The organism is Erwinia psychrophila (genome assembly GCF_039023475.1).
In the GTDB taxonomy this organism is placed as follows: Bacteria; Pseudomonadota; Gammaproteobacteria; order Enterobacterales; family Enterobacteriaceae; genus Erwinia.
In genome coordinates, this window is record NZ_JBCHVB010000008.1 from 170,112 (window position 1) to 195,253 (window position 25,142).

The 25,142-nt window shown below is 51.1% G+C and carries 22 protein-coding genes and 1 tRNA gene; 5 read left to right on the forward strand and 18 right to left on the reverse strand.

The window, feature by feature from the left end; all coding sequences use genetic code 11:
• The first annotated feature begins 148 nt into the window (after positions 1-148).
• Positions 149-224 (forward strand) — tRNA-Phe (locus tag AAH446_RS17680).
• Between the two features lie 330 nt (positions 225-554).
• Here AAH446_RS17680 and AAH446_RS19805 read toward each other — a convergent pair.
• Entirely contained in the window at positions 555-812 is a 258-nt protein-coding gene (locus AAH446_RS19805) for a LysM peptidoglycan-binding domain-containing protein (protein WP_463322831.1), read from the reverse strand.
• Between the two features lie 157 nt (positions 813-969).
• Between AAH446_RS19805 and AAH446_RS17690 the strand changes: the two genes are divergently transcribed.
• Together AAH446_RS17690 and AAH446_RS17695 are read left to right on the forward strand one after the other, a co-directional pair.
• Positions 970-1,230 (forward strand): GlsB/YeaQ/YmgE family stress response membrane protein, encoded by a 261-nt coding sequence (locus tag AAH446_RS17690; protein WP_342907987.1) that lies wholly within the window; start codon positions 970-972, stop codon positions 1,228-1,230.
• A 27-nt stretch (positions 1,231-1,257) separates the two neighbouring features.
• The gene (locus tag AAH446_RS17695) at positions 1,258-1,638 is read left to right on the forward strand and encodes a YidB family protein (protein ID WP_342907988.1); all 381 of its coding nucleotides are present in this window, start codon (positions 1,258-1,260) and stop codon (positions 1,636-1,638) included.
• 456 nt (positions 1,639-2,094) lie between these two features.
• Here AAH446_RS17695 and AAH446_RS17700 read toward each other — a convergent pair whose 3' ends face one another.
• The 11 genes from AAH446_RS17700 to AAH446_RS17750 form a co-directional block, all read right to left on the reverse strand.
• Positions 2,095-3,369: an HlyD family secretion protein gene (locus AAH446_RS17700; protein ID WP_342907989.1), complete on the reverse strand. Its 1,275-nt coding sequence runs from the start codon at positions 3,367-3,369 to the stop codon at positions 2,095-2,097.
• A 4-nt stretch (positions 3,370-3,373) separates the two neighbouring features.
• Positions 3,374-4,108, reverse strand: coding sequence for a hypothetical protein (locus AAH446_RS17705; RefSeq protein ID WP_342907990.1), 735 nt, complete (start codon positions 4,106-4,108; stop codon positions 3,374-3,376).
• Positions 4,105-6,213, reverse strand: coding sequence for a peptidase domain-containing ABC transporter (locus tag AAH446_RS17710; RefSeq protein WP_342907991.1), 2,109 nt, complete (start codon positions 6,211-6,213; stop codon positions 4,105-4,107). Before AAH446_RS17710 ends, AAH446_RS17705 begins: the two co-directional genes overlap by 4 nt.
• Positions 6,214-6,288: 75 nt before the next feature.
• Positions 6,289-6,474, reverse strand: a complete 186-nt coding sequence (locus AAH446_RS17715) for a hypothetical protein (RefSeq protein ID WP_342907992.1) — start codon at positions 6,472-6,474, stop codon at positions 6,289-6,291.
• 1 nt (position 6,475) lies between these two features.
• On the reverse strand, positions 6,476-6,697 hold the full coding sequence (locus tag AAH446_RS17720) for a hypothetical protein (RefSeq protein ID WP_342907993.1): 222 nt from the start codon (positions 6,695-6,697) through the stop codon (positions 6,476-6,478).
• A 26-nt stretch (positions 6,698-6,723) separates the two neighbouring features.
• The gene (locus AAH446_RS17725) at positions 6,724-6,918 is read right to left on the reverse strand and encodes a hypothetical protein (RefSeq protein ID WP_342907994.1); all 195 of its coding nucleotides are present in this window, start codon (positions 6,916-6,918) and stop codon (positions 6,724-6,726) included.
• Between the two features lie 82 nt (positions 6,919-7,000).
• On the reverse strand, positions 7,001-7,660 hold the full coding sequence (locus AAH446_RS17730) for a hypothetical protein (RefSeq protein WP_342907995.1): 660 nt from the start codon (positions 7,658-7,660) through the stop codon (positions 7,001-7,003).
• A complete protein-coding gene (locus AAH446_RS17735; RefSeq protein WP_342907996.1) occupies positions 7,660-9,273 on the reverse strand; it encodes a receptor in 1,614 nt (537 codons plus the stop codon). The genes AAH446_RS17730 and AAH446_RS17735 overlap by 1 nt, the downstream gene beginning before the upstream one ends.
• Positions 9,254-11,842, reverse strand: a complete 2,589-nt coding sequence (locus AAH446_RS17740; protein WP_342907997.1) for a CS1-pili formation C-terminal domain-containing protein — start codon at positions 11,840-11,842, stop codon at positions 9,254-9,256. The genes AAH446_RS17735 and AAH446_RS17740 overlap by 20 nt, the downstream gene beginning before the upstream one ends.
• Before the next feature lie 29 nt (positions 11,843-11,871).
• Positions 11,872-12,540, reverse strand: a complete 669-nt coding sequence (locus tag AAH446_RS17745) for an EcpB family pilus assembly chaperone (RefSeq protein WP_342907998.1) — start codon at positions 12,538-12,540, stop codon at positions 11,872-11,874.
• A 71-nt stretch (positions 12,541-12,611) separates the two neighbouring features.
• The gene (locus AAH446_RS17750) at positions 12,612-13,238 is read right to left on the reverse strand and encodes a common pilus major fimbrillin subunit EcpA (protein WP_342907999.1); all 627 of its coding nucleotides are present in this window, start codon (positions 13,236-13,238) and stop codon (positions 12,612-12,614) included.
• A 1,304-nt stretch (positions 13,239-14,542) separates the two neighbouring features.
• Between AAH446_RS17750 and AAH446_RS17755 the strand changes: the two genes are divergently transcribed.
• Positions 14,543-15,310 (forward strand): winged helix-turn-helix domain-containing protein, encoded by a 768-nt coding sequence (locus AAH446_RS17755; RefSeq protein ID WP_342908000.1) that lies wholly within the window; start codon positions 14,543-14,545, stop codon positions 15,308-15,310.
• Positions 15,311-15,925: 615 nt separating this feature from the next.
• Entirely contained in the window at positions 15,926-16,663 is a 738-nt protein-coding gene (locus tag AAH446_RS17760) for a helix-turn-helix transcriptional regulator (RefSeq protein ID WP_342908012.1), read from the forward strand.
• Positions 16,664-16,835: 172 nt separating this feature from the next.
• Here AAH446_RS17760 and tssJ read toward each other — a convergent pair whose 3' ends face one another.
• From tssJ to AAH446_RS17790, 6 genes are all read right to left on the reverse strand, one after another.
• Positions 16,836-17,381, reverse strand: coding sequence for a type VI secretion system lipoprotein TssJ (gene tssJ, locus AAH446_RS17765; RefSeq protein ID WP_342908001.1), 546 nt, complete (start codon positions 17,379-17,381; stop codon positions 16,836-16,838).
• Positions 17,359-18,444 carry a type VI secretion system baseplate subunit TssG gene (gene tssG, locus AAH446_RS17770; RefSeq protein WP_342908002.1) on the reverse strand — a complete coding sequence of 362 codons (1,086 nt, stop codon included), beginning with the start codon at positions 18,442-18,444 and terminating at the stop codon, positions 17,359-17,361. Before tssG ends, tssJ begins: the two co-directional genes overlap by 23 nt.
• The gene (gene tssF / locus AAH446_RS17775) at positions 18,408-20,162 is read right to left on the reverse strand and encodes a type VI secretion system baseplate subunit TssF (RefSeq protein ID WP_342908003.1); all 1,755 of its coding nucleotides are present in this window, start codon (positions 20,160-20,162) and stop codon (positions 18,408-18,410) included. The genes tssG and tssF overlap by 37 nt, the downstream gene beginning before the upstream one ends.
• 139 nt (positions 20,163-20,301) lie before the next feature.
• A complete protein-coding gene (locus AAH446_RS17780; protein ID WP_342908004.1) occupies positions 20,302-23,757 on the reverse strand; it encodes an ImcF-related family protein in 3,456 nt (1,151 codons plus the stop codon).
• Positions 23,741-24,799 carry a hypothetical protein gene (locus AAH446_RS17785; RefSeq protein ID WP_342908005.1) on the reverse strand — a complete coding sequence of 353 codons (1,059 nt, stop codon included), beginning with the start codon at positions 24,797-24,799 and terminating at the stop codon, positions 23,741-23,743. The genes AAH446_RS17780 and AAH446_RS17785 overlap by 17 nt, the downstream gene beginning before the upstream one ends.
• Before the next feature lie 77 nt (positions 24,800-24,876).
• Positions 24,877-25,134 (reverse strand): PAAR domain-containing protein, encoded by a 258-nt coding sequence (locus AAH446_RS17790; RefSeq protein ID WP_014070082.1) that lies wholly within the window; start codon positions 25,132-25,134, stop codon positions 24,877-24,879.
• Positions 25,135-25,142: the final 8 nt, after the last annotated feature.

Below are 25,142 nucleotides of genomic sequence, written 5' to 3' on the forward strand. Positions count from 1 at the left end.
AAGGTATGTGCCTGAGCTGCAACAGGGGCTTGTTGTCTGACGTTTTTGCTACTTTTTCGCCGGGTTGATGGAAAAGAGTGCAACCAGTACGTTTTTGGTTATAAAGACATTGACGCACCGCGGCCAGTAAGGTTTAATGCGCCCCGTTGCCCGGATAGCTCAGTCGGTAGAGCAGGGGATTGAAAATCCCCGTGTCCTTGGTTCGATTCCGAGTCCGGGCACCATTATTTAAAGAACCCGCCTTACGGCGGGTTTTTGCTTTCTGCAGCCAGCACATATCCCCTCTCCTCTGGTATTCGCATACGCTCCAGGATCCCCTTGCTTTGACGGTAAATCAGCCCGGCAGCGTTTCAACATCCATATTGCCTACGCTCATTATCGCAGTCTTGGTGAAAGCAAGCCGGCCCGGCCTTTAGCATAAGCTTTTACAGCCGCTAAATGCACAAACGCCTTCAACGCATTACAGGGTTTATCAGCTACATGAAGACAACGTTATGTGAAATGGATCGGTTGCCAGCCGGCAAATGATACGCCAACTGGTCTGCTATTCGCTTTTATTCAGGAAGTTGCAGTACCTGACCGGGGACTATTTCATCAGGGCTGGTTAACTTATCTTTATTCGCCTCAAAAATACTCATATATTTAGCCGGATCATTATAAAACTGTTTAGCAATCGCACTCAGCGTATCGCCAGATTTAACAATATAAGTACGTCCGCCTTCAGATGACGTCGTATTTTTCTCTTCATTACTTTTATCTACGGCATGTAACAGATCGCTACCAATATCTTTAACTTTATCTAAGAGACTCATACTCATCCTTTGATATTATTCTGAGGTTTATATTACGTTTAGAAACAGCATTGCCATACAGGCCCTGCTGAAAGTACGATACTACCCGCTTAATTAAGAGAAATAATAAACACACACTAAACATAAAAGAATATAAACACAGAATTAAGGAGCTGGAATGGGTATATTATCATGGGTTATATTTGGATTGATTGCTGGCGTCATCGCCAGGTGCATCATGCCCGGAAAAGAACACTTGGGCATTTTCATGACGATGATCCTTGGCGTGGTAGGGGCTCTGATTGGCGGTGTTATCAGTACAGCGTTGGGCTTTGGTAAGGTAAGTGGCTTCAATATTTACAGCATTGCCATTGCTACCCTCGGTGCAATTATTGTGCTGTTCGCTATTCATAAGATCAGGGCATTAAGACAGCCATAATAATTGAAGACTGGAAGGAATAGAGTAATGAGCATGCTGGAAAAAGTGTTGGGTATGTGCGGCCTCAGTAATCAAACCACTCAGGAAGTCAATGGGGTAATACAGTGGGTAGAGCAGCAAGGTGGGATACAAGCCCTGGTGAATCATCTTCAAAGCGGTGAGTTCAGCGATATTGTCCAGTCCTGGCTCAGCGATCAACAAAATGTTGCGCTCAGTAGCGAGATTGTGCAGAAGATGATCGGCTCAGAGGCGATTGAACAACTAGCTACTAAGCTGGGTGTAAATACAACAGATGCATTAAACCTGCTGGCTAAATACCTGCCACAATTAGTGGATAAATCCTCCTCTTGTGGAGCAGTAGATTCAAATACAGACCTTACGTCAATTGTAAGTAATTTATCACACTAACTAGTGCTAAAGATAAAAGCCACAAAAGCTTCAGGCTGGCTTTTATCTTTTTATAATCATAAGCAGCACTGGAATTGTAAAAACCCTGATGCGTTATTAATTGCGTGTAGTATAAAAACCCCCCGTTTAAAATCAACGACCTTTCCCTGAACAGATACCATACTGCCCAGAATCCCTGCCCCATTCAGCAGCAACATTGCGGCATGATGAAGCCTTCCCCTGAACAGAGATTTCGCCGATGAAAAAGACACGATTCACTAAAGAGCAGAGTATTTTGCCTGAAGCCCTCTGAGCTGGGGAGATCGGTACCGGGTGTCTGTCGCAGCTGGTTATCTCCGATGACACTTTCCACATCTGACGCAGAAAACAGGGCGGGATCTTACCGTAGAGGATAAGCAGACCGGTTGGGGAGATCGGCGGTCAGGCCGATCTCCCCAACCGGGCAGCGATGAAGCGCTACCCTTTCGCTTCACCGCTGGTGCTGAAGAAGCGCTGTCGTGCGCGCTCTATCGGCGCCAGCAGCAGAGCAATCAACGGTTTTTTATCCACTACGATATCAGCACTCAGCGTCATTCCTCCCAGTAACAGGCGGGAATGTTTACCGGGATCTTCAAAAGAAGAAGGCAACTTAATGCGCGTCAGGTAATAGGTCTGACCCTGCTTTAAAGAGATTAAAGCTGACCGGCTGTCGATACTGACAGGATAGAAATTTTCCAGCTTAGAGGTCACGGTGCCGTACTTATCCATTGGCCACGCATCAAAGCGAACTTTCACACTGTCACCCGTATTAATTCGCCCTGCTCCACTGGAGGGGATATACAGATAACCTTCCAGCGGACTGTCCCGATCGTGACGGATGACCATCACCACCTCGCTGTCCTGGGTTACCGCTTTGCCCGGCGGGAAGTTAATGGCCACCACATAGCCACTGGTCGGTGCCAGCATGGCCATCGTCTTACTGCCCTGCGTCGCCATCGTGCGATCGATTTCGCTGTTGCGGTTATCCAGATAGAGCATCTGGGTACTGAGATCGTCAATCTGATACTGCGTATTATCGTTTGCAGACGTTTTATTACTCTGCAACTGTAACAGGTTGGATTCCTCAAGCTTCAGATTCAGCTGGGCATTAAGAACATCATTATATTTCACGCTGAGATCTGTTTTAGAGACATACCCTTTGCCCGCAATCGCCTTATAAGACTGATATGTCTGGTTAGCGTTATTTATCAACTCACGCGCTTTTTTAATTTTAATGGCCGAGGCTTCAATCTGCGCATCGATAGTCGCGGACTGACGCTTCAGGCTATCCCTGAGCCTGGCGAGTGAGCGTTTCATATCGTTTATGCGTTCAACGTTTCGGGTTTTTTCTGCCGCGTAACGCTGCGCCTCATATTCAATGACTGAGCCCTCTTTCCCGCCGTAATCTCGTGAAAGGCTGAATAAAACCTGGTTCTCTTTAACGAATTGCCCTTCATGCACCGGAATATTGATGATGGTTCCCGATGCTTTTGCCCGCACCTGCACATCGCCTTTAACGTTAGTAATGACGCCCTGCGCCAGCGTTGTTTCGGAATATTCGACAACGCAGGAGTAAATCAGCATACACAGGAAAAAAGTGGCGAACAGCGTCAGAGCGACTTTCAACCCTGGCAAATTTATTTGATATATACGTGCGTAATGACGCCCGGGCGTTGCCGGCAGACGAGTTTTGCGTTGTTTGATCAGCGGCATGGGTTCATCCATGAAGTAAAACAGAAATATCGTCCCACTGTCCCCAGCAGGCAGGGTTATGGGCCAGATGTGTAAAATTGTCCTGCACTGCTTGTGTCCAGCCATCCGCCGGCAGGCTCTCACCCGTCAGCTGAAAAGAGCCCAGTGGACTGCCGACGGGTAACAGGGTTTGGATCTCCAGATGAAGTCGTTGCAGAACCCGCGGAGACACATCAGTGATCAGCAGTCGGTTGCCATTCAGAATCACGGGTTGCAGAAAAGAAGCGGGCAGCCGCTCATCAATAAACACCAATACCAGCATTGGCCGTGAGGAGAACAAACCGCCGCCCTGCACCGGACGCATCATTTTCAGAGGCTGCCAGCGGTCATCACAGGTAATGAACATAAAGTCATAGCCATCCGGGGCTATCTGCATCATTTTTGCCAGCACCAGAGGCAGACCGTTCCAGCGCAGTAACGGGACAATGCAGCGCCGCTCAAATAACCTCGTCTCACGGACCCAGCGCAGCACTTCCTGCTCCGCCGACGGCGACATATAGCGCGGCCAGCGCGCAGGGGGCAACGATTTTAAGGTGACCAGCAAGCGCAGTTTTTCACGTAGATTTTCCACAAAGAGACTGTCGTTATAGTGCTCTTCGGGCTGGCGCATCAGCTGGAGATAATTTTGTTCAAACCGCCCGCCAATGTGCTGACGGCGGGCATTTTTGGCCAGCCAGTGACAGATCACATCCGGGATCATAACGCCTCTCCTGCCTGCTGGGGCCTTAACTCACCATTTTTTAACGTGAGCAGCAGGCCCTGCTGGTAAACCACTTCCGGCGAATGCGTGACAAAAATCAGGCCAATCCCCAGGCTGCGCAAATTATCCAGCACTTTTCGGGCGGTGGTTTTATCCAGGTTCGCCGTCACCTCATCGCACAGCAGCCATGCCGGACGGCCATACAGTGCGCGGGCAAGTACCAGACGTTGCACTTCTCCGGCAGAGAACAGCGGATTGCCCGGCACAAAAGTGGTGTCATAGCCGTGGGGCAGAGCGCTAATAACCTGATGGATTTCCGCCAGCTTACAGGCGGCAATGATCTCCTGAATATCAGCTTCAGGCGCAAAACCAGCAATGTTTTCAGCCAGCGAGCCGCTAAATAAATGATCATCTGCATGAATAATACGGATATGCTGGCGCAGACTTTCCAAATCAAAGGATGCCTGCGGGAAGTCATTCAGCAGGATATCGCCGTCCGTCGGCTGCAGAATACCGGAAATCAAACGCAGCAATGTGGTTTTCCCTGAGCCACTGTGCCCAATAATAACCGTTTCCTGCTGCGGCGTGAGCGTCAGGTTAATGTTTTTCAGCACGGCTGTTTTACCCGGAAATGCAAAACTGGCATTGTCGAAAGTTAGCGAGCTAATTTCATCTAATTTACGCTCGCCAAAGCTGTCACTGTCGCCAGGATAAGTCACAAGGTCTCCAACACGTTCGAGTGGGCCTTTGAGTGCATTTTTCTCAAGGTATTTATGCGCAACCTCGACCATTGCATCGGAGAAATAACGTTTGTAGCTAAGATAAGCCACCAGCATACCAATGGTCATATCACCGTGTAAAATAGACCAGGCTCCCATACAAACTACGATCAGCTGTTCAGCATTAATCACTAATACTGACGCGGCATCAAAACGAGCCAGCAAACGCTCTTTTTTCATCAGCCCGTTTATATGGCTGCGCATGGCACGATCAATTACGCTGTTATAATTATTAAGCATGTTATTGGCTTTGATCGTGACAATCCCTTTTTGTGTTTCTACCAGCAGGGATTCGTATTCTGCCGTTTTAGTTATAGAATTATCGACTGCTCGCTGATAAGGGCCAATCAGTAAAAAGCGGATGGCGAAGAAAACGCTCATCGACAGCAATGTCACGGCAGCAATCTGCACGTTGTAAAACAGCATAAAAATCATGCTGCACACGCTGATTAACATGGAATAAACCAGTGCGACGTAACCGTTGCTGATAAATTCAGCACAGCCATGCAGTGATTTTTCAATAGCGAGGATCACCCCAACCGGACGTGTGCGAAACCAGCTTGAGTGGGCCCGCAGCAAATAGCGCCGTATCGCCTGACTTAGCTCGTCATAAGCAAAGTTTCGCAGGCAGATTTCCAGTATTTGTTTAAGGAAACGGCTGGCCACATCAAAAATAAAGACAATGGCGAAAATACAGGTTAGCAGCACGACCAAATCGTAGTCACCGCGTGAAATCGCCTCATCAAGCACCAGCTGAATGTAAGCCGGTGACACCAGCATGATTATTAAGGTGAACAGGGAAAACAGGAACAGCGTCACCTGCCGTTTCATTAGCTGCGTCACCTGGGTGGCCAGTTGCCCTAACGAAAAGCTTTCTTCCTGAGTTTTGGCAGAAAAATCAGCCGCCGGGTGCAGTTCCAGCACAAAACCGGAGAACAGCGCTTCCGCTTCTTTATAGCGATAGCGGCGCACGCCACTGGCCGGATCGTGGATCGTGATACCGCGATCGTCAGTCTGCACCACAACCACAAAGTGATTGCCTCGCCAGAAAGCGATCAGTGGCAGATTGACCTGCCTGAGTTCCTGAACCTTTCCCTGCAATAAACGCCCATCAAGTCCCTTTTCACGCGACCAGCGCAACAGAGATGACATTGAAGTTCCACTGTCTTCCGACACCTCATATTCACGACGGAGTTGGCTGACAGAGGTCTGGTGCCCATAGTGGCCCAACACCATGGCCAGACAGGCCAGCCCACACTCGGTATATTCATGCTGACGAATCATGGGCGTTTTGGAAGGGGAGCGAAATCGCAATAGAGAAAACATAACTGCCTTGCCATCTGAGAAGAAAAAAAATGACCCAACGAATTGGGTCATTTATGATCATTTTATTGCCGGGGATCAGGCAGACAGGAAGCCAGTCACAAAGCCGCCTAACAGTCCGAATACACCACCAATCACGCCGCCCAGAGGACCAAGCAGTGAGCTACCTGCGGTGTAACCCGTCTGCGCGCCAGTCATCGCGACGCCGAACGGATCCCATCCACCCACGATCTGATCTGCAACTTTCAGTTTTACTGCATTCATTTTAATTTTCCTTAATCTGTTTTTTTCTGATGGTTCGAATGATCTGCACCATCATGCCGTTAATAAAGCCGCCGAGACCGCCGAGCACCCCGCCGACAAAGCCACCCGCAGGTCCCAGTAGCTGGCTCCCCGCCTGCTGGCCTGTTTGCCAGCCATAGCGGCTCGCCCTTCCCAGAGAAAGCTGCCTGATTTTTCTTGTCCGGTTAAGGGAAACCACGTTCATACTGCCTCCGCGTGAGTTTCTGGCTGTTACTTAACAGTACCGACGAAGCCACCGATGAAGCCGAGGATGCCACCTACAGCGCCACCAACCAGGCCGCCCAGCATGCCCATGATGCTGGCACCAGCGTCATAACCGGTCTGCGCACCTTTAACCAGAGCAGCAATTGGGTTCAGAGCTCCACCGATAACATCATTGGCCACAGCCAGAGATACAGTTTTCATTGCAATATCCTTACGTTATTAATAACAGGGTTACCTTTCAATCCATCATTGAATGAAAGGAATATTCCCCGAAGGGAATTCTTTACCAGGACTTTCCGCAGCTTGATAGCGAAATAATCTTTTTATGATAAATAATTACACGATTTGATTCAGCCTGCTCATCTTCCAACTTAAGGCTTTCGCCTGGACCGATGAATGCTGAATGGGCGTAACTGTTACTACAGCCACGCGAAGACATATATTTAAAATACGTATTCCCTGTGTTTTTAATTTCATTCTTTGTATAACTGTACCGGAACTCTTCCTCTCCAGGCCTGACTATCATGATAGCCTCAACGGCGACACGATAATCGTAAAGCAGCGATCTTTTTTCAGGATGAATAATATCCGCTTCGATGGGCATTTCAATAAATTTCACCCTGAAATAACGTTCTTTTTTATCAATTTTACCTTTATAAAAAAACTTAAACCCCCCTTTCTCTCCTGAATTAAGAACCAGTTTTTGAGGAGAATAAAGAAGAGCACCATCGTTAATTACGGTCTCCATCCCACTGCGGCGCGGGATGCTGACCTGAACCATACTGACAGTATAAACTCTCCGCCCGGAGGTTAAGTTTACAATTTCTTCATACTGCACCTTTTTCTCAGGCTGCAGGTCTATATTCAGGTTCTTAATAAATAAAGCTGACGCAGGTTGAGAAAAAACAATAAGAAAAAACAACCATCCGCACTTCATCTTCATTAATTCCATGATGCCGAGACTTCAATGGTCCCCTGAGCACTAACCACCCCATCCCAGTAGCCACCGTCAAAGGTTTTCTGTGTTACGGGATCGTCCATAGGGAACTTCAATATTAGCGGTGTTTGCCAGACTGACAGATCCGTAGACACCGTACTACTCTGTTTAACCCACTCGCCAGCACTGGTTGACGGAGGCGGAACAGCAATAGCGTTGCCGGTACAGTTGTGGGCATAGCTCGTCTGACTAAGTCCGACCAGCACGTTGCCCGGTACCGGCACCTCTATCGCGCTGGCCACGCCCGCTCCGCTGAACAGACAGTAGTCCTGACCGTTCATTGCTTTACTGGGCCCCGTTACCCGGACGCTGACGGCCACTGCCGGATCTTTTGAACTGGTGTAAATGGTATAAGGAATGGAGATCGGCGTTGCCGTGCCCACCTTCCCTTTACCGCTTCCGCCCAGGCCGCTTGAGTCCAGGCTGTAGTCCGGGTTATCTGGCTTAATTTCGATACTGTTAGCAAGCGGAGTAATATTGATGCCGTTACCCGGATGGAAACAGAAATCAGCCCCCAACTGCGCCATCGGTTTGCTCAGACAAAGCGTGGCAATATCGGTCAGGTTAGCGGCGTTCCCCTGCAGAGCAACCGCTTTGATAAAATCATCAGGAAAAAACATTTTCAGGCTGGCACTGCCACCGCTTTTGGCTGGCTGCTGCAGGAAACTGTCAGCAAAAGTGGCAGGCGTGCCGACACTTCCGTTTGAAAGCGTATACCAGACATTTTCATCAAAGGTCAGGGAGACATTTAGCCCTTTACTCTGAAACTGGGTCAGCAAGGCGTTAACCTGTGAAACGCTCATCGACAGCGTTCCGGCATAAGGCGTTACCGAGCCCCCCTGGTAGGTGTAGGTCATCACATCACAAAGTTGTCCTTTAAGTGCAATGTACTGATATGACGTGCAACGCGTACCGGTAACGCCAGTTTGCAGGGTGACCTCGCCAGTGATTGGATCGACCGAGAATCCCAGTTTTGCCGTGTTATCCAGTTTATAATCACCTAATTTTTGCAGGATATTGTTCTGCGATGAGGCGGGTGTCGTTGTCGAACTGGTGTAGGGCGCCGTGGTTGCAGTTACTGATTGCCCTACACCAAGCCCCAACAAATAGCTGTACAGGCTTTCACTCAGCACCAGACCGGTAAAACCAAACTGACCGCCAAGTGGGTTATAAGGAACCGTCATCTGAGTACTGCTGACGCTAACCGGCGCTTTGTAACCCATACCAGAACAGCTGGTACAAGTAGTACCCCGGAAGCCAACATCGCTAAAACCCGTGAATCCATAGTGCCAGGTCAACTCATCGGTCCAGCCGCTGACGCCCGAGCTGGTTGACGAAACGGGAACATAAGTGGCAACCGTCAGCAATCCGCTATCGCTCAGGGAAGGGTAAGTCACCGATCCGATCAGCTGCTCTCCGGCCCCTGCATTCAAGCTATAAATCGCGCTGCCGTTGGCGCTGCCCGCTGTATTATCATTGTTGATCGCGATATAAGGCAGCGTAACGTCAGCCTGCACCCCTGCCGAAATCAGCAGCAGGCTAAGAGCCAGCTTTTTCATTTAATTCTTCTCCTTTAACCGCAGATTGTTGCCAGACATAGCTACCCTGGTCGCACTGGACATCGCCCAGCCAGAGCGCACCGTCAGTCGACGTGATATTCAGCGTCAGCGCACAGACGCTGTCGTCGCCGGTGGCGATGTTAAGCTGCGGATGATTTCTGTCGATGTCGATCACAAAACGACCGTCGGCACCGCTCTGCGCCAGACCAAAACGGTTTTTGATTTCCCGGTTGGCGATAGCCTGCCCGTTCTGGCCCACAAGACGACCAAATACCGTGACGATCTTTTTCACCTGCGGCTGCATGTAAATCACATTACCGGGATAAACCGACACGGTCCTTCTTCCACCATCGACAACGTCATAGCTGTCGAGGGTGTCGGCGTTATTCAGGATTTCCATGCGGTAATTTGCGTATGGTGGCAGAGAGATAAAGTTTCGGTTGCCCTGAAGCTGGTGCTGAGTTCCGTCAATATCGAGGGTCAGTTTCTCACCACGTTCCAGCCCGGTATCAATTAGCAGCCCCGCACTTTCGCGCCCTTTCCCGGCACCGATATGCGTACCGGACCAGCCCACGGAACCCTGACTGGTCAGGGTGGCATTCCAGCCACTTGAGTTATCGGTCTGGTAGCTGAGGGAGTTGCGGTTAAACGGCGAATCAAAATCAACGGTCGCTCCGCCTGCGACTTCGCGTTCCACATCACCACTGAACGATTTCGATACGTTAGCCGATACGCTTTTCAGGGTATCGCCGTCGAAGTTATGCGTCGCATCAAGATTCATAGCCGTACCGGTCTCCCGCGAATGCGATACGCCCACAGAGATGGCATTGCCCAGCGGGATCGAGAAGTCGAGCATCACGTAGCGCTCACGATCGCTGTAATGGGTGGCACCGTAAGTATTGTCGTTATAGCCAATCCCGGTACGCAGCCGTACGGAACCATAGCGACCGGCGTAAAGCCCCTGCGAATAATCCAGGCGCCGACGTTTGTAACCGTAAATAGCATCACGGTCTTCAGTCCAGCTGATCACGCCACCAGAGGCCGGGCCAATAGAAGGAAGGTTGATCGAAACTCCCCAGGTATTTCCCCGGGTTTCATACAGCGAGAGAAACTCGCCGCTGTGCAGCCTGCTATGGCTGTACCAGACATTGCCGATACCTTTGGGCAAGCGCAGATTTCCGCCGTAGTTGCCTCGCCAGGATCCGTCGGTGGCACTCATTCCCTGCATATTCAGCGACAGCCACTGCGTGATATTGCTTGATGCCCACAGTTCACCTATCGCCTGTTCACGCAGCATATAAGATGAGAAACTCCAGTCGACAAAGCCCTGGCTTTTACCCACGGAAACCCCGACCAGCGACATCATTTCCTTTTCGGAGTCTGAATCAAGGACGCGGACATTTTTGTTGTATTCGTCTGCACGGTAACGGTAATGATACAGGCGGTCGCGGTTATAGGCGCCGCCCCACATTTGCCAGCGCAGCCCGTCCGTTACGTTGGAAGAAAACGGCTTGTTGATTTGATAGACGCCGTTAGAAATCACGCGGCCGCCACTCACTACTTCAACCTGAACGCTGTAAATACCAAAAGGCAGCGTGGAGGTATCCAGTTCATGGCTACCGACAGAGAAGCGCTGAATGCCAATCAGGTTGCCATCACGGCGAATGCGCGCCTCACCAGCGGCAGGAAAGAAAACCACCACGGGAGTTAACGACAATGCGCCATCACGCTTACGCGAATTGGCAGCATTACCAAATGAGAATCCATAAATTTCGCCGCCGGTCAGGGCGCTGACGGTGGCGACTGACTGCATGTTCCAGCTGTCCAGCATCCCCGCTGCGTAGCGTAAACCTTTATAATCCCGCTCCCACAATGCGGCGTTAATACGCCCATCACGGTCGGAAGACAGGCTATTTCCCGAGTAGGCAGAACCGTTTAACAGCAGATGGTCGACGCCTACTGAGGTGGTAGAATTGAAGTTAAGATAGCCGGAGTTGCGCGTCATTCCCTGTGAGCTTTTGGTGGTATATCCCCCAAAATCATAGGTAAGCGTCCCGCTGGGTGTGCGGCTGGTAGGCGCATCGACGTCATATTCGCGCGGACGGATCACCGCGCCAAAACCCTGCTCACCCACATGCAGAATCAAACGCATCTGTTTCGCATCCAGAGAAAACCAGGCTCCGGGAGAAACGGATAAATGCATCTGGTCGTCAAACGTTTTATCGCCAAGACTATCCAGTTGTTTGATCATCGAATCGGAAAGTCGGACAGAGTTGTCCCCATCCTCCGTCATGTGAACAGCGCGAAGGCCCAATCGATTCTGCGAGGCAAATAGCGTCGCTTTACCGATTTGCACATATTTATCCGGTGCGGAGAGTGACGCTTTCTCTTGTTGGTTATTATCCAGTAAAACAGGTAATTCAAGCCCGCTTTGCAACATAGCGTAAAGCGCAGCAGGAAAACGATAACCCGCTAAAATATAAGATCCCTGCCCTGTTGACTCTGCCAGTGCTGGTGTCAATGGCATCACCAGCAACGAGAGTGCGGAGATCATAATCCGCTTCTTCATGTGATTCCCTTCCTGTCTCAGGCGTATTCTTACTGCAGCGGAATAAAGTGTTCAATATCCCACAGCCCAACATGCGAACCCTTCGCATGCAGATCGACTTGCTGGAATGCGTGTGTTTTTCCTGGCATAACGTAAAAAAGCTCACGACAGTCTTTTTTCTTTTTATCCTGACAGTCGCCGATAGCCGTTATACGAAATGAGACATTACCTTTATTCACCACTCCTTGCGGCGTCAGGGCGTACTGAAGGTTTTTTTCACGAGGCTGGACGACAAGGATGGTACTGATAACGGCTTTGGCCTGAGCCATCGCATACTTTCCGCTGTCCTGATCGCCCTCGTCACTGATAGGTTCATCAGTAAAGGTAAGGCGGTAATACCTTTCCTGCGTATCCTGTTTCCCCTGATACCAAAATTTTATAATATTTTTTGAGTTACCTGGCATCATCAGCTGTGAAGGCGATGAAAGCAGCTCTTCCGCAGAATCATAGGGAATTATTTTTCCTGAACTCAATGGTGAATCAATTCGGTCAACGCGCACGGTAATGAGCCGCGCCATTTCAGACTCATTTTTAATTTCTTTAGCGATTAATTGTTTTTCTGCAGGAATAATAGTGGTAATGGTACCGACATTAATGGCCTGCGCGGCCAGAGGCATCAGTATGAATACTAATGCCATGAAAAAACCTTTGGCGGGCATAATAATTCCTTTATATAAATGCCCGGCCAGAGAGCGCTCTCTGGCCGGTACGTTTCCCTTCCGGAGGTAGCTTATTCGCTCCAGGTCGCCCGGAACGCCACCGCGACTTCACCCTGCCACAAACCGTCAGGCAGCTTGTCGAAAGTCGTTGCGGTAGTACCGTCAGTAGTGGCTTTTTTCACTTCAAACTTGAAGTTGTCACGCGCAGTCAGTTCGGTATCTGCAACAGCACCAGCAGACTGAGTCAGGGTCCACAGGCCAGAACCACTGCCGATATCCTGAGCAGAGTCAACCAGGGTGGTCCAGTTAGCGGTTGAACCAACGCCGGTGGTTCCGCCATTAGAAGAACCGAGTTCGTTACTACCGAAGTAAGCACCCACACTCAAAGTACTGTCACCGCCAACCTGACGCAGGGTGTTGTTGCTGTCATCTACACGCGCTTCCAGTTTAAAACCGGTTGCGGTGGAGTGGTCGCCACGGATTGCGACATCAAAAGTACCGGTATCCTGGTTAAACGCCTTAAGATTAGAAGTATATTTGAACTGCAGCGCACGCATAGGCGTAACAACCAGTTCACTCTGGGTGTCCTTCGTTGCTTCAGCCTGCCAGATAGCGCTGGCATCTGCTGTGGTGGCAGCAAATGATGAGCCGGAAGCCATGATCCCCATTGCTGCTACTGAGAGTAACAACTTATTCATATAGTAATTCCTTTTGCAATTAGCATTGTTGCAATAATCGTAAACCTGATTATTTATCCATATCCATACTTACACCCAGCCTTGAAGGCACAAACTAATCCATGCATGGTGAAAGCGAGGCGATAGTAGGCGAAGGAAAAACAGTGAATCCAATGAATTCTTACATATTAAAAATTATTAAAAAAAGAGAAGTCGCTGAAACGATAGTTTAATTGCGATTCACAAAAAACCTTTATAAAAATCATCACCTGTAGAATTTCCATTCAAAAAACACAACGAAAAATATGTTCTGAAGGATGCGCTGCAACTCTACTTCATTTTCAGTTTAGGGTTCTTTTACTCGCGCAATATGGACGCGGCACTACGCGAAGGGCAGGAAACTGTTCCGGACTGATACCGCCACATGCACTGTGGCAACACCAGCAATGGTCATTACATTCGATATAATTAAATAGCATCGTCCGCATCACTTCCTGGCTAATAAAGCGCTCGCCAGGGGTACTTTCTTCAGCGGACTGGAGAAGCTTCCAGCACAGTATTGTCATAACAGCCGCTCCTGGCACTCATACCTGTACGCAATTCATACCGTTTCAGCAGAGTTCGAAATCCGTTGAATAATATTGACTACCGCAGCCGGTGCGAACAATCTCTTTTACGGCCATTTTGCCGCCGTAGAATCGCATTGCCCGCCAGCCGTACCGTCATCCGCGATGACATGGACCAGCCAGACGATCGTACGCGGCCCCTGTCAATAATAACTGCAAGATAGAGCCAGGCATGTCGTGCGCAGACAGGTGATAAGTAATGCGGAGCAGCCAGACGGCGAATAGACTTCAGGCTCATTCTATTGAAGCTATCTCCCGCAGACTCAGGGAGTATCAAATCATTGCATTGCCTTTCTTTTGAAGTTCCATTCTGCACGGGGCATATGACTCACTTATTTATGAATTACTATGCATGGCCGCCTGTAAAAAAGTGAAAATATAAATTAAGAAAATAACACCTTGGAAAATATTTATTATATTTTTAACCAGAAAATATAGAAATAGAAAAATAATGAATTCATAATAATCAATAAAAAATTACCTTATCTTTTAACCTGGGTTTTCTTAATTATAAAAAAGCAAGATAATAACAACCTGATGTTTATTCTTGATTTTCATTACTGACAAAGCCCCATCCCTTCTGGCAACATTTGAATAACCACAATCGATATGGTAGTTTAAGCCATCATTTGAGACGCCAGTCCTTATTCTCAAAATGAAAAGTGACTTACATCAGGGTTACAATAAGGAAATACAAAAATGGTTTATACTATTAACGGCACAGTTATATTTAACTCCGTTAAACATACTATTGTGTCTTGCCAGCACGGTTCAGGAAAGGAATGTAAGCTTAACCAGCCGGCTAGTCGCTGCCTTTTATTGCTGATACAAAATAATGGCAAGACAATTTCTCAGGAAAAATTTATAGATGAAGTCTGGCGTAAGAAAGGAATGGAAGTCGCTGTAAACACCTTTTATCAGAATATATCAATATTACGTAAGGCGTTAAGAAGTTGCGGTTTAGATCAGAGGGTTGTTATCACGGTGCCAAAGAAAGGGATTATGCTTCATGCCGAAATAGAAGAGCAGTCAGAGTCCAACAGTATTGAGCCCAGCATAGAAAACGTAGATACATCACAGGGTGTGATAAGAATAAAAAGAGGAAAATCACAAATCAAAACAATCTACATTGGATCGATCATTTTATTATTGTTATTACTCAATACGTTGCTTTTCTTTTTTTTCATTCATAAAGATGTTCCATCACATTATCCTGAATATCGATACCAGATGCTGTTTAACGGCTGCAAGTTATATACAAACACAAACAGGATGATATATAAAATTAAGGAGATAGAAAAGCTGAATGATGTGCTTAATTGCCAGAATTATGCTTTTGTCTACCTGACGCTGTACACCTTTAGCAGCCAAGCCTCCCTGCTTATGTGCTCCAGCGAACTCAGCACGGCAGGAGCAAAATCGTGCTACATAAAATTTATCAAAGAGTCGGATTTTAATCTGCCCTGAATGTCTGACAGTCACTGTCGATAATTTTTTTGTAAGGATTCGCTGGCCCCGGCTGGCGAATGCCGGAATTACATAGGTTAATAAAAGGTATTTATTATGCCTGTGATTCTGGTCATAACTAACCATTCCGCGGTTTTTTCGCCGCCAAAACGCTTGATTGCCGCTGGCTGATACGCTATTTAAATCACGACCGGATGTATGATTATGGCGTGTCCAATGCCAGTTATCCCCAATTACGGCTGGAGCATATTTAGGATCAGGATCACAACTGACATAACTCACTGACGGTGTATTTAACCTTGAGAGCAGTTCAGGAATTTTTATAGCTATGCAGCCGGAACGGTTGCGGTTCAGATCAGGGTGCTTGCAGGTTTTTTTGATTTATCTTTGCTGATGGGCGCTTTGGGTTGTCCTGCTTGTGATCCTTAACCTCCTGTGGATTGCTTCCCTAAAACTGCATGGATTTCCCGATATAGCAATAGCTTTCGTGTTGGATGCTATAGACCTGACTCTATAACTGCTGTTAATCTGGCACTGATGCTTAACCCTCTGGTCTGCCAGCTCTTTGATAATCCTCATCATTACACTGGAAATCATTTTCTTCAGGGAGTGAATATGTTTTCTGTTTTCAGTAAAAATAACACTTTAATAAAAATATTAAAAAGCTATATTGAAAGAAAAATTCCAGCCCTGCAAAATCAGCAATACGCTTATCTGACTTTCAGAAAAAACGACCCTTCAGATGTGCTCATTATTTCTACTTACCCAGAAGAATGGGTTGAACTTTATCTTAGACATAGCTTCCAGCTAACTGACCCCGTCATAATTAAGTCACTCAGGCAATCATCTCCCTTTGCATTGCATGACAACATTACACTTATGGCGGAAAAATTTTTTTTACTCTCTGAAAAATTCAACATAATCAATGGAATAACCTTCATCCTGCATGATCATCACAACAGCCTTTCTTTATTATCAATTGCATTTAATAATAATGTAAACCTTCCTACTGAAAAACAGATCGTCGCTAACTTCGGGTTTATACAGCTGTTATTAATAGATATCAACGCACAAATGTACAAACTTATTGAATCGACTACTTCAACCTCTTTAATTAATAAGGATAAATTGAATAAACCTATTTTTACCGCCCGCGAGAATGAGGTACTCTACTGGGCCAGCATGGGGAAGACCTATATAGAAACTGCCTTCATCCTTAATATATCCCTCAGCACTGTCAAATTTCATATGGGGAATATTGTTAAAAAGCTTAGGGTCACTAACGCCCGGCAAGCCATCAGACTCGGCGTCGAACTTAATCTTATCAGGCCAGCAGTATCAGCATTCGGATAGACTATATGGTATGAGGATATAAAGCGGCATAAGATATCTGGCTTATATCATGAACAGGCAATCAATACGTATCCCGATGCTCAGAATATGGCTACTTTATATGCCCCTTCCAACATAAATCCGGTACCGCTTTGCGCATCCCGGATGCATAAGAATTCATGGCGCTACCACATCAGTCATCCTTGATGGGCTGTAGCTTCAGGCTGTTGCCGCCAAGTTCGATGATGCGCGGTTTATCCGGATCGAGTTCTTCACGTCCGAGGGTCATTTTCCAGCTGTTCTTCGCCAGATCCGGATGACGGAATAACCCGACAATCGCCACGAATTTTGCCTCTGCTTCCATTGGCATATCCAGCACCGCATCACCGCCCGGCTTAACGACCACATCGCGCGTGGCCAGCAGATCGGCGCCAAGGCTATTTTCATCCTCTTTCAGCAACTGCTGATAGACCGTTCTGTCGAACGTTTTGGTCTCTTTCAGCTGATAAATGCGTATCACCACCGGTTCAGATAAGGAATTGCTTTCACGTGCATCGATATTGAGCGCTTCCCGGGCGGTGAAATCGAGGTGTAACACCTTTATCTTTTTATAGAAGAGAGATTTTACGGCCGTCGTCGTTCCCTCCGTCACGCTCTGCGTCAGGCCACATCCACAGAGGCTGAGAATGAGTAAAGGCAGCATCATGCGGGCCGGTTTAGTTAAATTTATACGTAACACGTCGGTTTCCTTTCGTTAGCGTTGCCGGTTGCAGACCGCAATACAGCCCAAGTTCGGTGGTAAACGTCTGCGGGATATCATCCGGGACTTTGCCCTCTTCCACACCAAGTACGCCGTTCAGCCCCAGCCAGAAAGCGGCTTCGCCGAGCGGGGGAACGGTCAGCAGGCGGGTACTGAGGGTAAGGCGAAGTTTTGCCTTAAAGCGCCAGCCCAGATACACCCGCAGCATGACCATAAAATCCTGATATAGCTGACCGTCAGGCATCCATTCGTGCATCTCCTGCTCATCCTCTGTGGTCAACTCAATCAGCAACTGGCTGCTGGCGTCCATCACTTCATCGCCGAGCGGGGCATTTCCATCCAGTAAAATGTCCTCATCGCCATAAAACCCCATTGGTTTATCAACCGCTACCGGACGCAAACAGTACGGACTGATTTCTGCCGTAGTATTGGGGGCCAGCAGGTGCACCATTGACTGGATCCCCTCTGCCGTCTTCCCCGGCTGTTGCAGCGCGCCGAGTAGCGCCAGAAAGCGTGATACCGGCGTGGCGATATGCTGTGTCGTACCGGGGATCCCCAACCCCACCAGCCCCAGCAGCGACTGTGAAATTGTATCGCTGCCGCCGGGCTCAAAGGTGGCCGGGTAGGAATATTTACGCCAGATACGATAAAACTGCGTCAGAATACGGTGACTGAAAATATCCAGAAATCCCTGCAACGCCTCATGCCCTTCACGCCGCTGGGTGATGTCATCGAGATAGGCGGTCGGGAGTGGCGAATCCACCCCGTACAGCCCCATAAAAGTCGTGCGGATAACCGGCGGTGCGCATTCATCATCCTCACTGTACTCAACGCTTTTAAGTTCGCTTGCCGGAAAGCCCATTCCGGGAGCCGGGCAAAAACGCACCGGGTCATCTGACGGGTGACTGGTGCTGCCTGTCAGCGGCCTGGCCGGATTCTGTTTCTCCAGCAGCTGACAGAAACGATAAAAGTTAATGCGATAAAGATCGCGCTCCAGCCGCGGCGTTAACCGGGAATACGGCGATTGTGTTTCTCTTCCCATTCGAGGCGCTCTCCGGTGGGCTGCAGGATAATAATCAGGCGATTAAACAGATAGATATCGGTATAAAGTGCGAAGAAGCGGCTCAGCATTTCCCCAAACAGGCTGATATCACCGGTGCCGGCAAAGCCGTGACTGCTGAGCGTGACTTCGATCTGCACCCCACGCAAAAGATGGCCCTGCTCAAAGCGTTCTGTTTCGCTGTGGCGAACGTCGATAATCGCCTCCAGACGGCGACGGTTCATTTCACTGTCCGTCCATTCATACAAAGCCAGCGTTTCGCGCAACACGTCTGCGTTATCCATCATCGACAAAAAACCGCTTTTCAGATGGCTCAGCACCCGCCAGTGGAAACGATCGCGGTCCGGAGGGTAACAGGGCAGCGTAGGTGCGCTGAGATTGCGCACACCCACGCTGACGGAGGTGGTTTTCATCACCGTGTCGAGCACCGTGCTTTGCAGCGCCCGGCGCGGCAGCTGACCGTTGGTCCCGGTCAGGCTCAGCGACAAATTCTCATCCTCCGGTAAGGTGTTATTATCAAAGGCTTCGCCACCCAGGATAAGCCAGGTATTGTGCAGACCCGACGGCCCCCGCCGCATGCGGGTATGATAGTAGTACTCCGGAGCGCTGTGGCGCATCATGCCGCCCTTATGACGAAACGAGGAGAAGGGCACGTAAGTGTGGCCGCTCGACGAGAGCACTGAGTCCACAGAATAGATTTCGGTATGGCCGTCCTGTACCCGCATCGGCCGCAGCATATACTCCGTCTGGAGTGAATTCAGCATCAGCGGATCGGACTCCAGCGGAAAGAGATTAATCACCGGTACACAGTTGAGGCGCAGATGCTTTTCCGTAAAACGGAATTCATGCTCCCAGCGCTTTTCAAGCACCACATCGATATCAAACCCTGCCAGCCCGGCGGGAAAATCCACCTTCTCAAGTCCGTGCAGGCCGGTGAACATAAATTTTTCCCGGAAGGTAAAGTATTCAAGCAGTAGCTGATAACCACTGAAGCTGCTGTTTCCTTTCGGCCACAGACAATCCTCCTCGCCAAATCCCAGCGCCGTGAAATAACCGTCAAGCGGACGTCCCTCTGTGTCGCCCGGCAGGCGTAGCCACATACGCGCTACGTTAGTGGTAAAAGCTTCATGCATGGCGCAGGCCAGCGGCGCATCAGCGTTGAAATAGAGCGGTAGCTGGCTAAGATCAACCCGCCGCCAGTCGGCGAGGCTGCTACAGGCAAAGCGCAGATTAATCACGGTGCGGCCATCATGATCGGTGGTTAACCGGGCCTGCTCCAGAGCCAGAGGCTGAAGCCTGATATCCTGCGTGGTGGTGTAACGGCAGCGGGTACGTTTTTCACCAATGGGGCGGGAAATAACTTCAAACCCCTTCGCCATGCGCAGGGTTTCTTTCATTTCGCGCCAGTCCGGCGTGAACTCCACTATCGACATTGAGGGAATGGTCCGCAGATAATGCGGCCACAGCAGCGTGACCAGCCCTTCGGTCAGCTCGGGCAGGTCGTCATCCAGTTTTTCCCGCAGGCGTCCCATCAGGAAGGCAAAACCTTCAAACAGGCGCTCCACATAGGGGTCGCGCGCGCCCGCTTTATCGAGGTTAAGCATGGCCGCCTGCTCAGGATGAGCACGGGCAAATTCTTCTCCCGCTTCAAGCAGGTAGCGCATTTCAGCGTCATAATAACGCAGGGTTAAGTCGTCCATAATTCCCTGATTTTGAGTTTTTAAAGCATACGGGCAGGCAGTTCGTCCGGCCTGGAAAATAACGCAGGAAGTTTGCTTAATACCCGGTAACTATTTTCATCAAACCGGCAGGTCTGTCCTGCGTTTCGCCGCCTGGCCATTAGCGGATTGCATACATGTCATCACTGTCCGGACTGGTTGCCAGCGCCTGCTCCATCGCAGCAGCATCAACGCTAAAAATTTGCTCCGGCAGGCCGAATCCGCGTAATGCCAGCAGCGCCAGCGGGCCGTTACCGAATTGTGAGCGCAGCACCCACTGCAGCGAATGGCCATCCGGTGTGGTAAAGCTCATCATCCACTGGCTGCGGTCAAGCTGCTGACGCCTGCCCTGCTCCAGCCAGCGGATAAAGCCCCAGGTCCCGCTGTAGTCGCCGAACAGACGCGCACCGGCGTTGACCGTGGTCCAGGTCAGCATGGTTCCCGGCTTAAACGTATCTCCCGGCCAGCGGAAGCTTTGCCAGTCAGCCATCTGATTAAAGTAATGCAGTTTTTGTCCATCAATGGTGAGCTGGGTTTCCACCACCTGCGGCACAGGACGGGCCTGCAGCTCAAAGCTGATCCCCTGAGTGCCGTCGGTAAACAGAATGTCCGACAGCTGGCTCAGCTGGTTTACCGCCCGCAGGAATGCCGGGTTAAAGGTCAGCCCCTGGCTGTTGACCTTATCCGGCACCCACTGGCTGCCCTCTTTGTGCAGCACCCCGCTGAGCTCTGTCGTCAGGAAGCGCTCAATGCGTCCGCTATCCTTGCGCACAAACTCAGCCAGCATCGGCAGCGAGGCTTCGCTTTTGCTGGCGGAAAACGGATAGCGCCCGTCAAATGCCGTGTGCCAGTTAGCAACGACCGCACGGCTCCATTTATCATTCAGGCTGGCGGCTGACGGCTGCAGTACGGTTTCCCACGCCTGCGTCAGCGGCTCGACAAACAGGGTCTGGCCGAAGCCGCTCCACTCTTCGCCGAGGCTTGCGGCAATCAGGCTGCCGTACTGCTGAGTATCTGTCAGGTCCACGCTTTTGCCCTGGAATACCGTCTGCGCCAGCGCCTGCATCATCTCCTGCGGGTCGGTGCTGTTTGCCACCTGCTGCAGACGCAGACGAACGCGGGTGATGCGGGTCAGGTAAGTCTGCAGGCTGAGCGTGTTATCCGCCGGCATCACATTGCTGCCTTTGTTTTTTCCCAGAAGCTGAAGCAGGGGGCCGAAAGTCTCGTCCAGTGGACCCTGGGGACCCGATGCCGTCTGGTCAATCACCGGTTTCTCTTTTCCGGCGACCAGCGCTTTAGCCGACTTAATGATGGAGCCGGACAGCCCTTCCGCCTGCTGTCCGGTCTGTCCCTGCCAGGCGATGGTGTTCATCAGGGCAATCAGTGGAGACTGGCGGACATCGCTCATCAGCGTCAGCTGATCGGTGACATCAGCAATGTTGTTCGCCGGATTAAGTCGCAGGCTGTTGAGGAAACCCAGCCAGCTGCCGGCAAAGTCGGTGAAGTAACGCTGAGTCAGGCGCGCTTTCAGTGCTTCCGGCGACAGGTCGGCCGTTACTGCCTTGTGGGAATCGCTCAGCACCCAGTCAATCTCTTCCCGGCGGGAGTTTGCCGCTTTCTCAATCGTCTGCCGGATGCCGCCCTCCCACGCCTCACGGGTGAACATCCCCGGCACCACTTCTTCGGTGGTGAACAGACGCCGCGCATCGGTGCCGCTGGTCATCTCTTCCAGAGAAACGTCCGCGTAATTACGGCGCACCGATTTGAGCATATTTTCATAAAGCGTACTTTCGGCGTTACGGCGGCCAATCTGCTGCAACAGCACCTGACGGCTCTGACTCACCAGCTGCGCGGCCGGGCTGATTTTCCACTGTGGCTGCTCTGGCAGTCCGGCGATGTAGAAGGCCCACAAATCCGGCGACAGGCTCTGCCACAGGCCGGTTGAAATACCCTTCCGCGACGGCTGCACGGTTTTCATGGTGCGCGCGTAGAACGCGCCGTCGGCTTTATCCGGGCGGGCCATCATCAGCCAGGCTTTAAGCTGGTCATAGCCGGGCTTCGCAAGCTGTGCCCGCTGGTCGCTGTTGGGGGCAGAGTTTGCAAGCGCGCTGAGCTTCTGCGTCAGCGCAGCATTCGCCGGATCGCGTATCAGGCGATTGTTCGCCACGCCGTACCAGGGCAGCATCGCGTCGAGCAGCTGTTGATTATGGTCCAGGCCAAAGCGCTGATACCAGGGTGCACCTTCCTGAATACGGTGTTGCAGGCGACCGGCATCGTTACGCAGGCTGTGTAATGCAGTGAGCTGTTCGTCTGATACCGCCGGATGCGCCACCAGGGCATGAGCTTTATCCGCCACCGCGATAATCTGATGGCGGTTCAGCGCGAAGGAGAGCAGCAGACCGGCTCCCCATAAGCCAGCGAGAACGATCAGCGTCCGGGCCAGCGTCTGTTCCCACGCCATACCGACACGGCGGCCACGTACACGGGTGCAGTCAGCGATCACGCCCTGCCAGCTCTCCGGCAGGGTCAGCGCATGGCGCCGGGAGAGCGGGACATAACGATCGGCCCCGGAAGCTTCGGCGCCCTGTGCATGGCGCTCGCCAGCATCCGTACCGGGTTTCTCCGGGAGGCTGAACATCAGCCCGCGCAGCGGCACACGCTGCTGGCTGCCACGGAGCCAGGGAGTAAGTTGCTGAGCCCAGCGGGCGATCCCCCCTTCTTTCAGGTACTGACCGAGGCGCAGCAGGAAGTCGTGGCTGTTATTCTCCACTATCTGGCTCATGCCCTGTTCTGTCAGTGCCGGCAGCAGGCGCTCCAGCTGGCGGGTGATATCATCCTGACCTGCGCGCAGCGGAAAGGACGCGCCCACCGCCTGCTCTGCCCGGCCGGTCTGCGGCCAGTCGCTGTCGCACAGCTGCCACAGCCAGACCGGCGCTGAATAGCGCAACAGTTCACTGATGTTCTCCAGGCCGCGCAGATCGCTGTCGCTCAGCTGCGGCGTGAGGCGTTGCGCGCTATCCAGTACGCGGATAATACCGTCCAGCGGGCGTCCACGGCGCAGTTTACGCAGCGCGGTGTATTTTCCGGCGTCCGCTTCATCACTCAGGCTACCGCCGTAAATCAACACGGTGCGGTTGCCTTCGAGCCAGTGCTGCTGTTGCAGGCCGGGAACCAGTTGTTCGATTGCGGCTTCGTCGCCGGTAATTAACAACAGGCGGACTTTATAGCGCCAGAAAAGGTTATAGCGGCGGTGGAGATGGCTGCGGATATCCGCGTTGAGCGGCAGCCGGGGCGTTCTTTTCTTTTTGACCGGTCTGGAAGAAGCCTCTCCCATCACTTTATCCCGAATCATTAAATGAAAAGCGATAAACCCCAGCACCAGTACGCAGAGCGACACTCCCCAGACAACAAAACAGGCCGTCATGATTCGACGTATCACGTCCCATTCCGTGGAGAGATCTTCCCCCCAATACCACCACAGCAACCCACCTGCCAGCACAAGCAGCGTGACAGTAGCAACAAACAACACCGCCGTGGCAAGCACAGAAAATTCAGCAGGCTTATTTTCCTTCACCATAAGGTTTAATAATTCCAAGTGCGAGAGTGTGTAGAGGATCTTTGGCTATCCAGCCGCAGGGTTCTTGATAATTTTTTGCGTAAAGGGCCGCCAGAACCAGCACGATAAGCATTTCCATATCACCGGGGTTCCCCCAGTTGAGGTCCTGAACGTGATGGGTCACATTCCAGCCGCTTTGCGCCAGGGCGGGCAGCGTCGGCTGTGAGAACAGCATGCAGACGTCAGACGGCTTTTCGAGTCCGCTTTGCTGCTCCGCTCGCTCGCAGGCTGCGGTTAAAACCTCTTTCCCGTCGTTATCGTAAACCTCCCCCCGGGTGAGGCTGACCAGCCCTTTCTGCGCGACCAGACACAGTGCAGCGGACTCACCGGCAGGCTGCGCAGAATTAAACGAGGCAACTATCGAATGACACCCGGCGACCAGAATGGCCTCTGTTTCAGGAAGCGTTTGAGCCGTTGCGGCAAGTGCAGACAGGGTCTCTTCGCCTTGCCATGTCTCCGGCTTTTCAGGAAGCGCCACGTCCGGAAATGAAACCTGCATTTGGGTACAGAATGCACGCCAGGCATCCAGAGAACCCTGCCAGTAGCAGCGCCATAAGTGTGGGAGGGAGGAATCTGCTCTTTGCGTCTGCCATTGCAGCACCAGCATTTTTGCCAGCAAAGCCTCGCGTTCAGCCACCGTATCGACCAGCGTTCGACCGATACGCAGCGCTTTCCCGCTCGACTCATGTTTTATCTCAGGAACCCGATGCTCCCGCTTTAGCAGCCGCAGCCAGTGTGGCGTATCGGTTCCGGCCGGGCCCAGCAGCACCATTTCACTGAGCGCGAAACGGTGTTGATGCTGCTCCCACCAGGCCTGCTGCTGCTGCTCAACCAGTTGTTCATAATACCGGGCGTTATGGGCCGAAGTCCGGTAATACAGCAGGCGTATTAACCAGAGCACGCCCATCAGAACCACCGCGCCAGCCATTCCTTTTATAACCAGCCCGGCACCGCTCCCGGCAGGATGAAGCAGCGCGCCGCCACCCCCGCACAGCAACACCATCAGCGCGCCCGCTGACAGCCATCGCTTGCCACTAGGAGGGCGCGCGACCCGGTAGGGTGGATACTCCGGTAACGGCCTCACAGCTCAATGCCGCAATCGGGAAAGGAGCTCACCAGCGTGCAGCCGCAGGCACAACGATGACCGTGCAGCGCCACCGGCTGTCCGTCCACTTCCGATAACGAACTACCTTCGCTGATGACCGTCATGCCATGTTTATTGCACTTCACCGCATCGCCTTTGCAGGCAATCCCTTTCCCGAAGCAAAGATAATGCCCGCCCAGCACTTTCCCGCCGTACTCCCGCAGGGTATCGCCCTCGCGTATCACTGCTTTCATCCTTCATT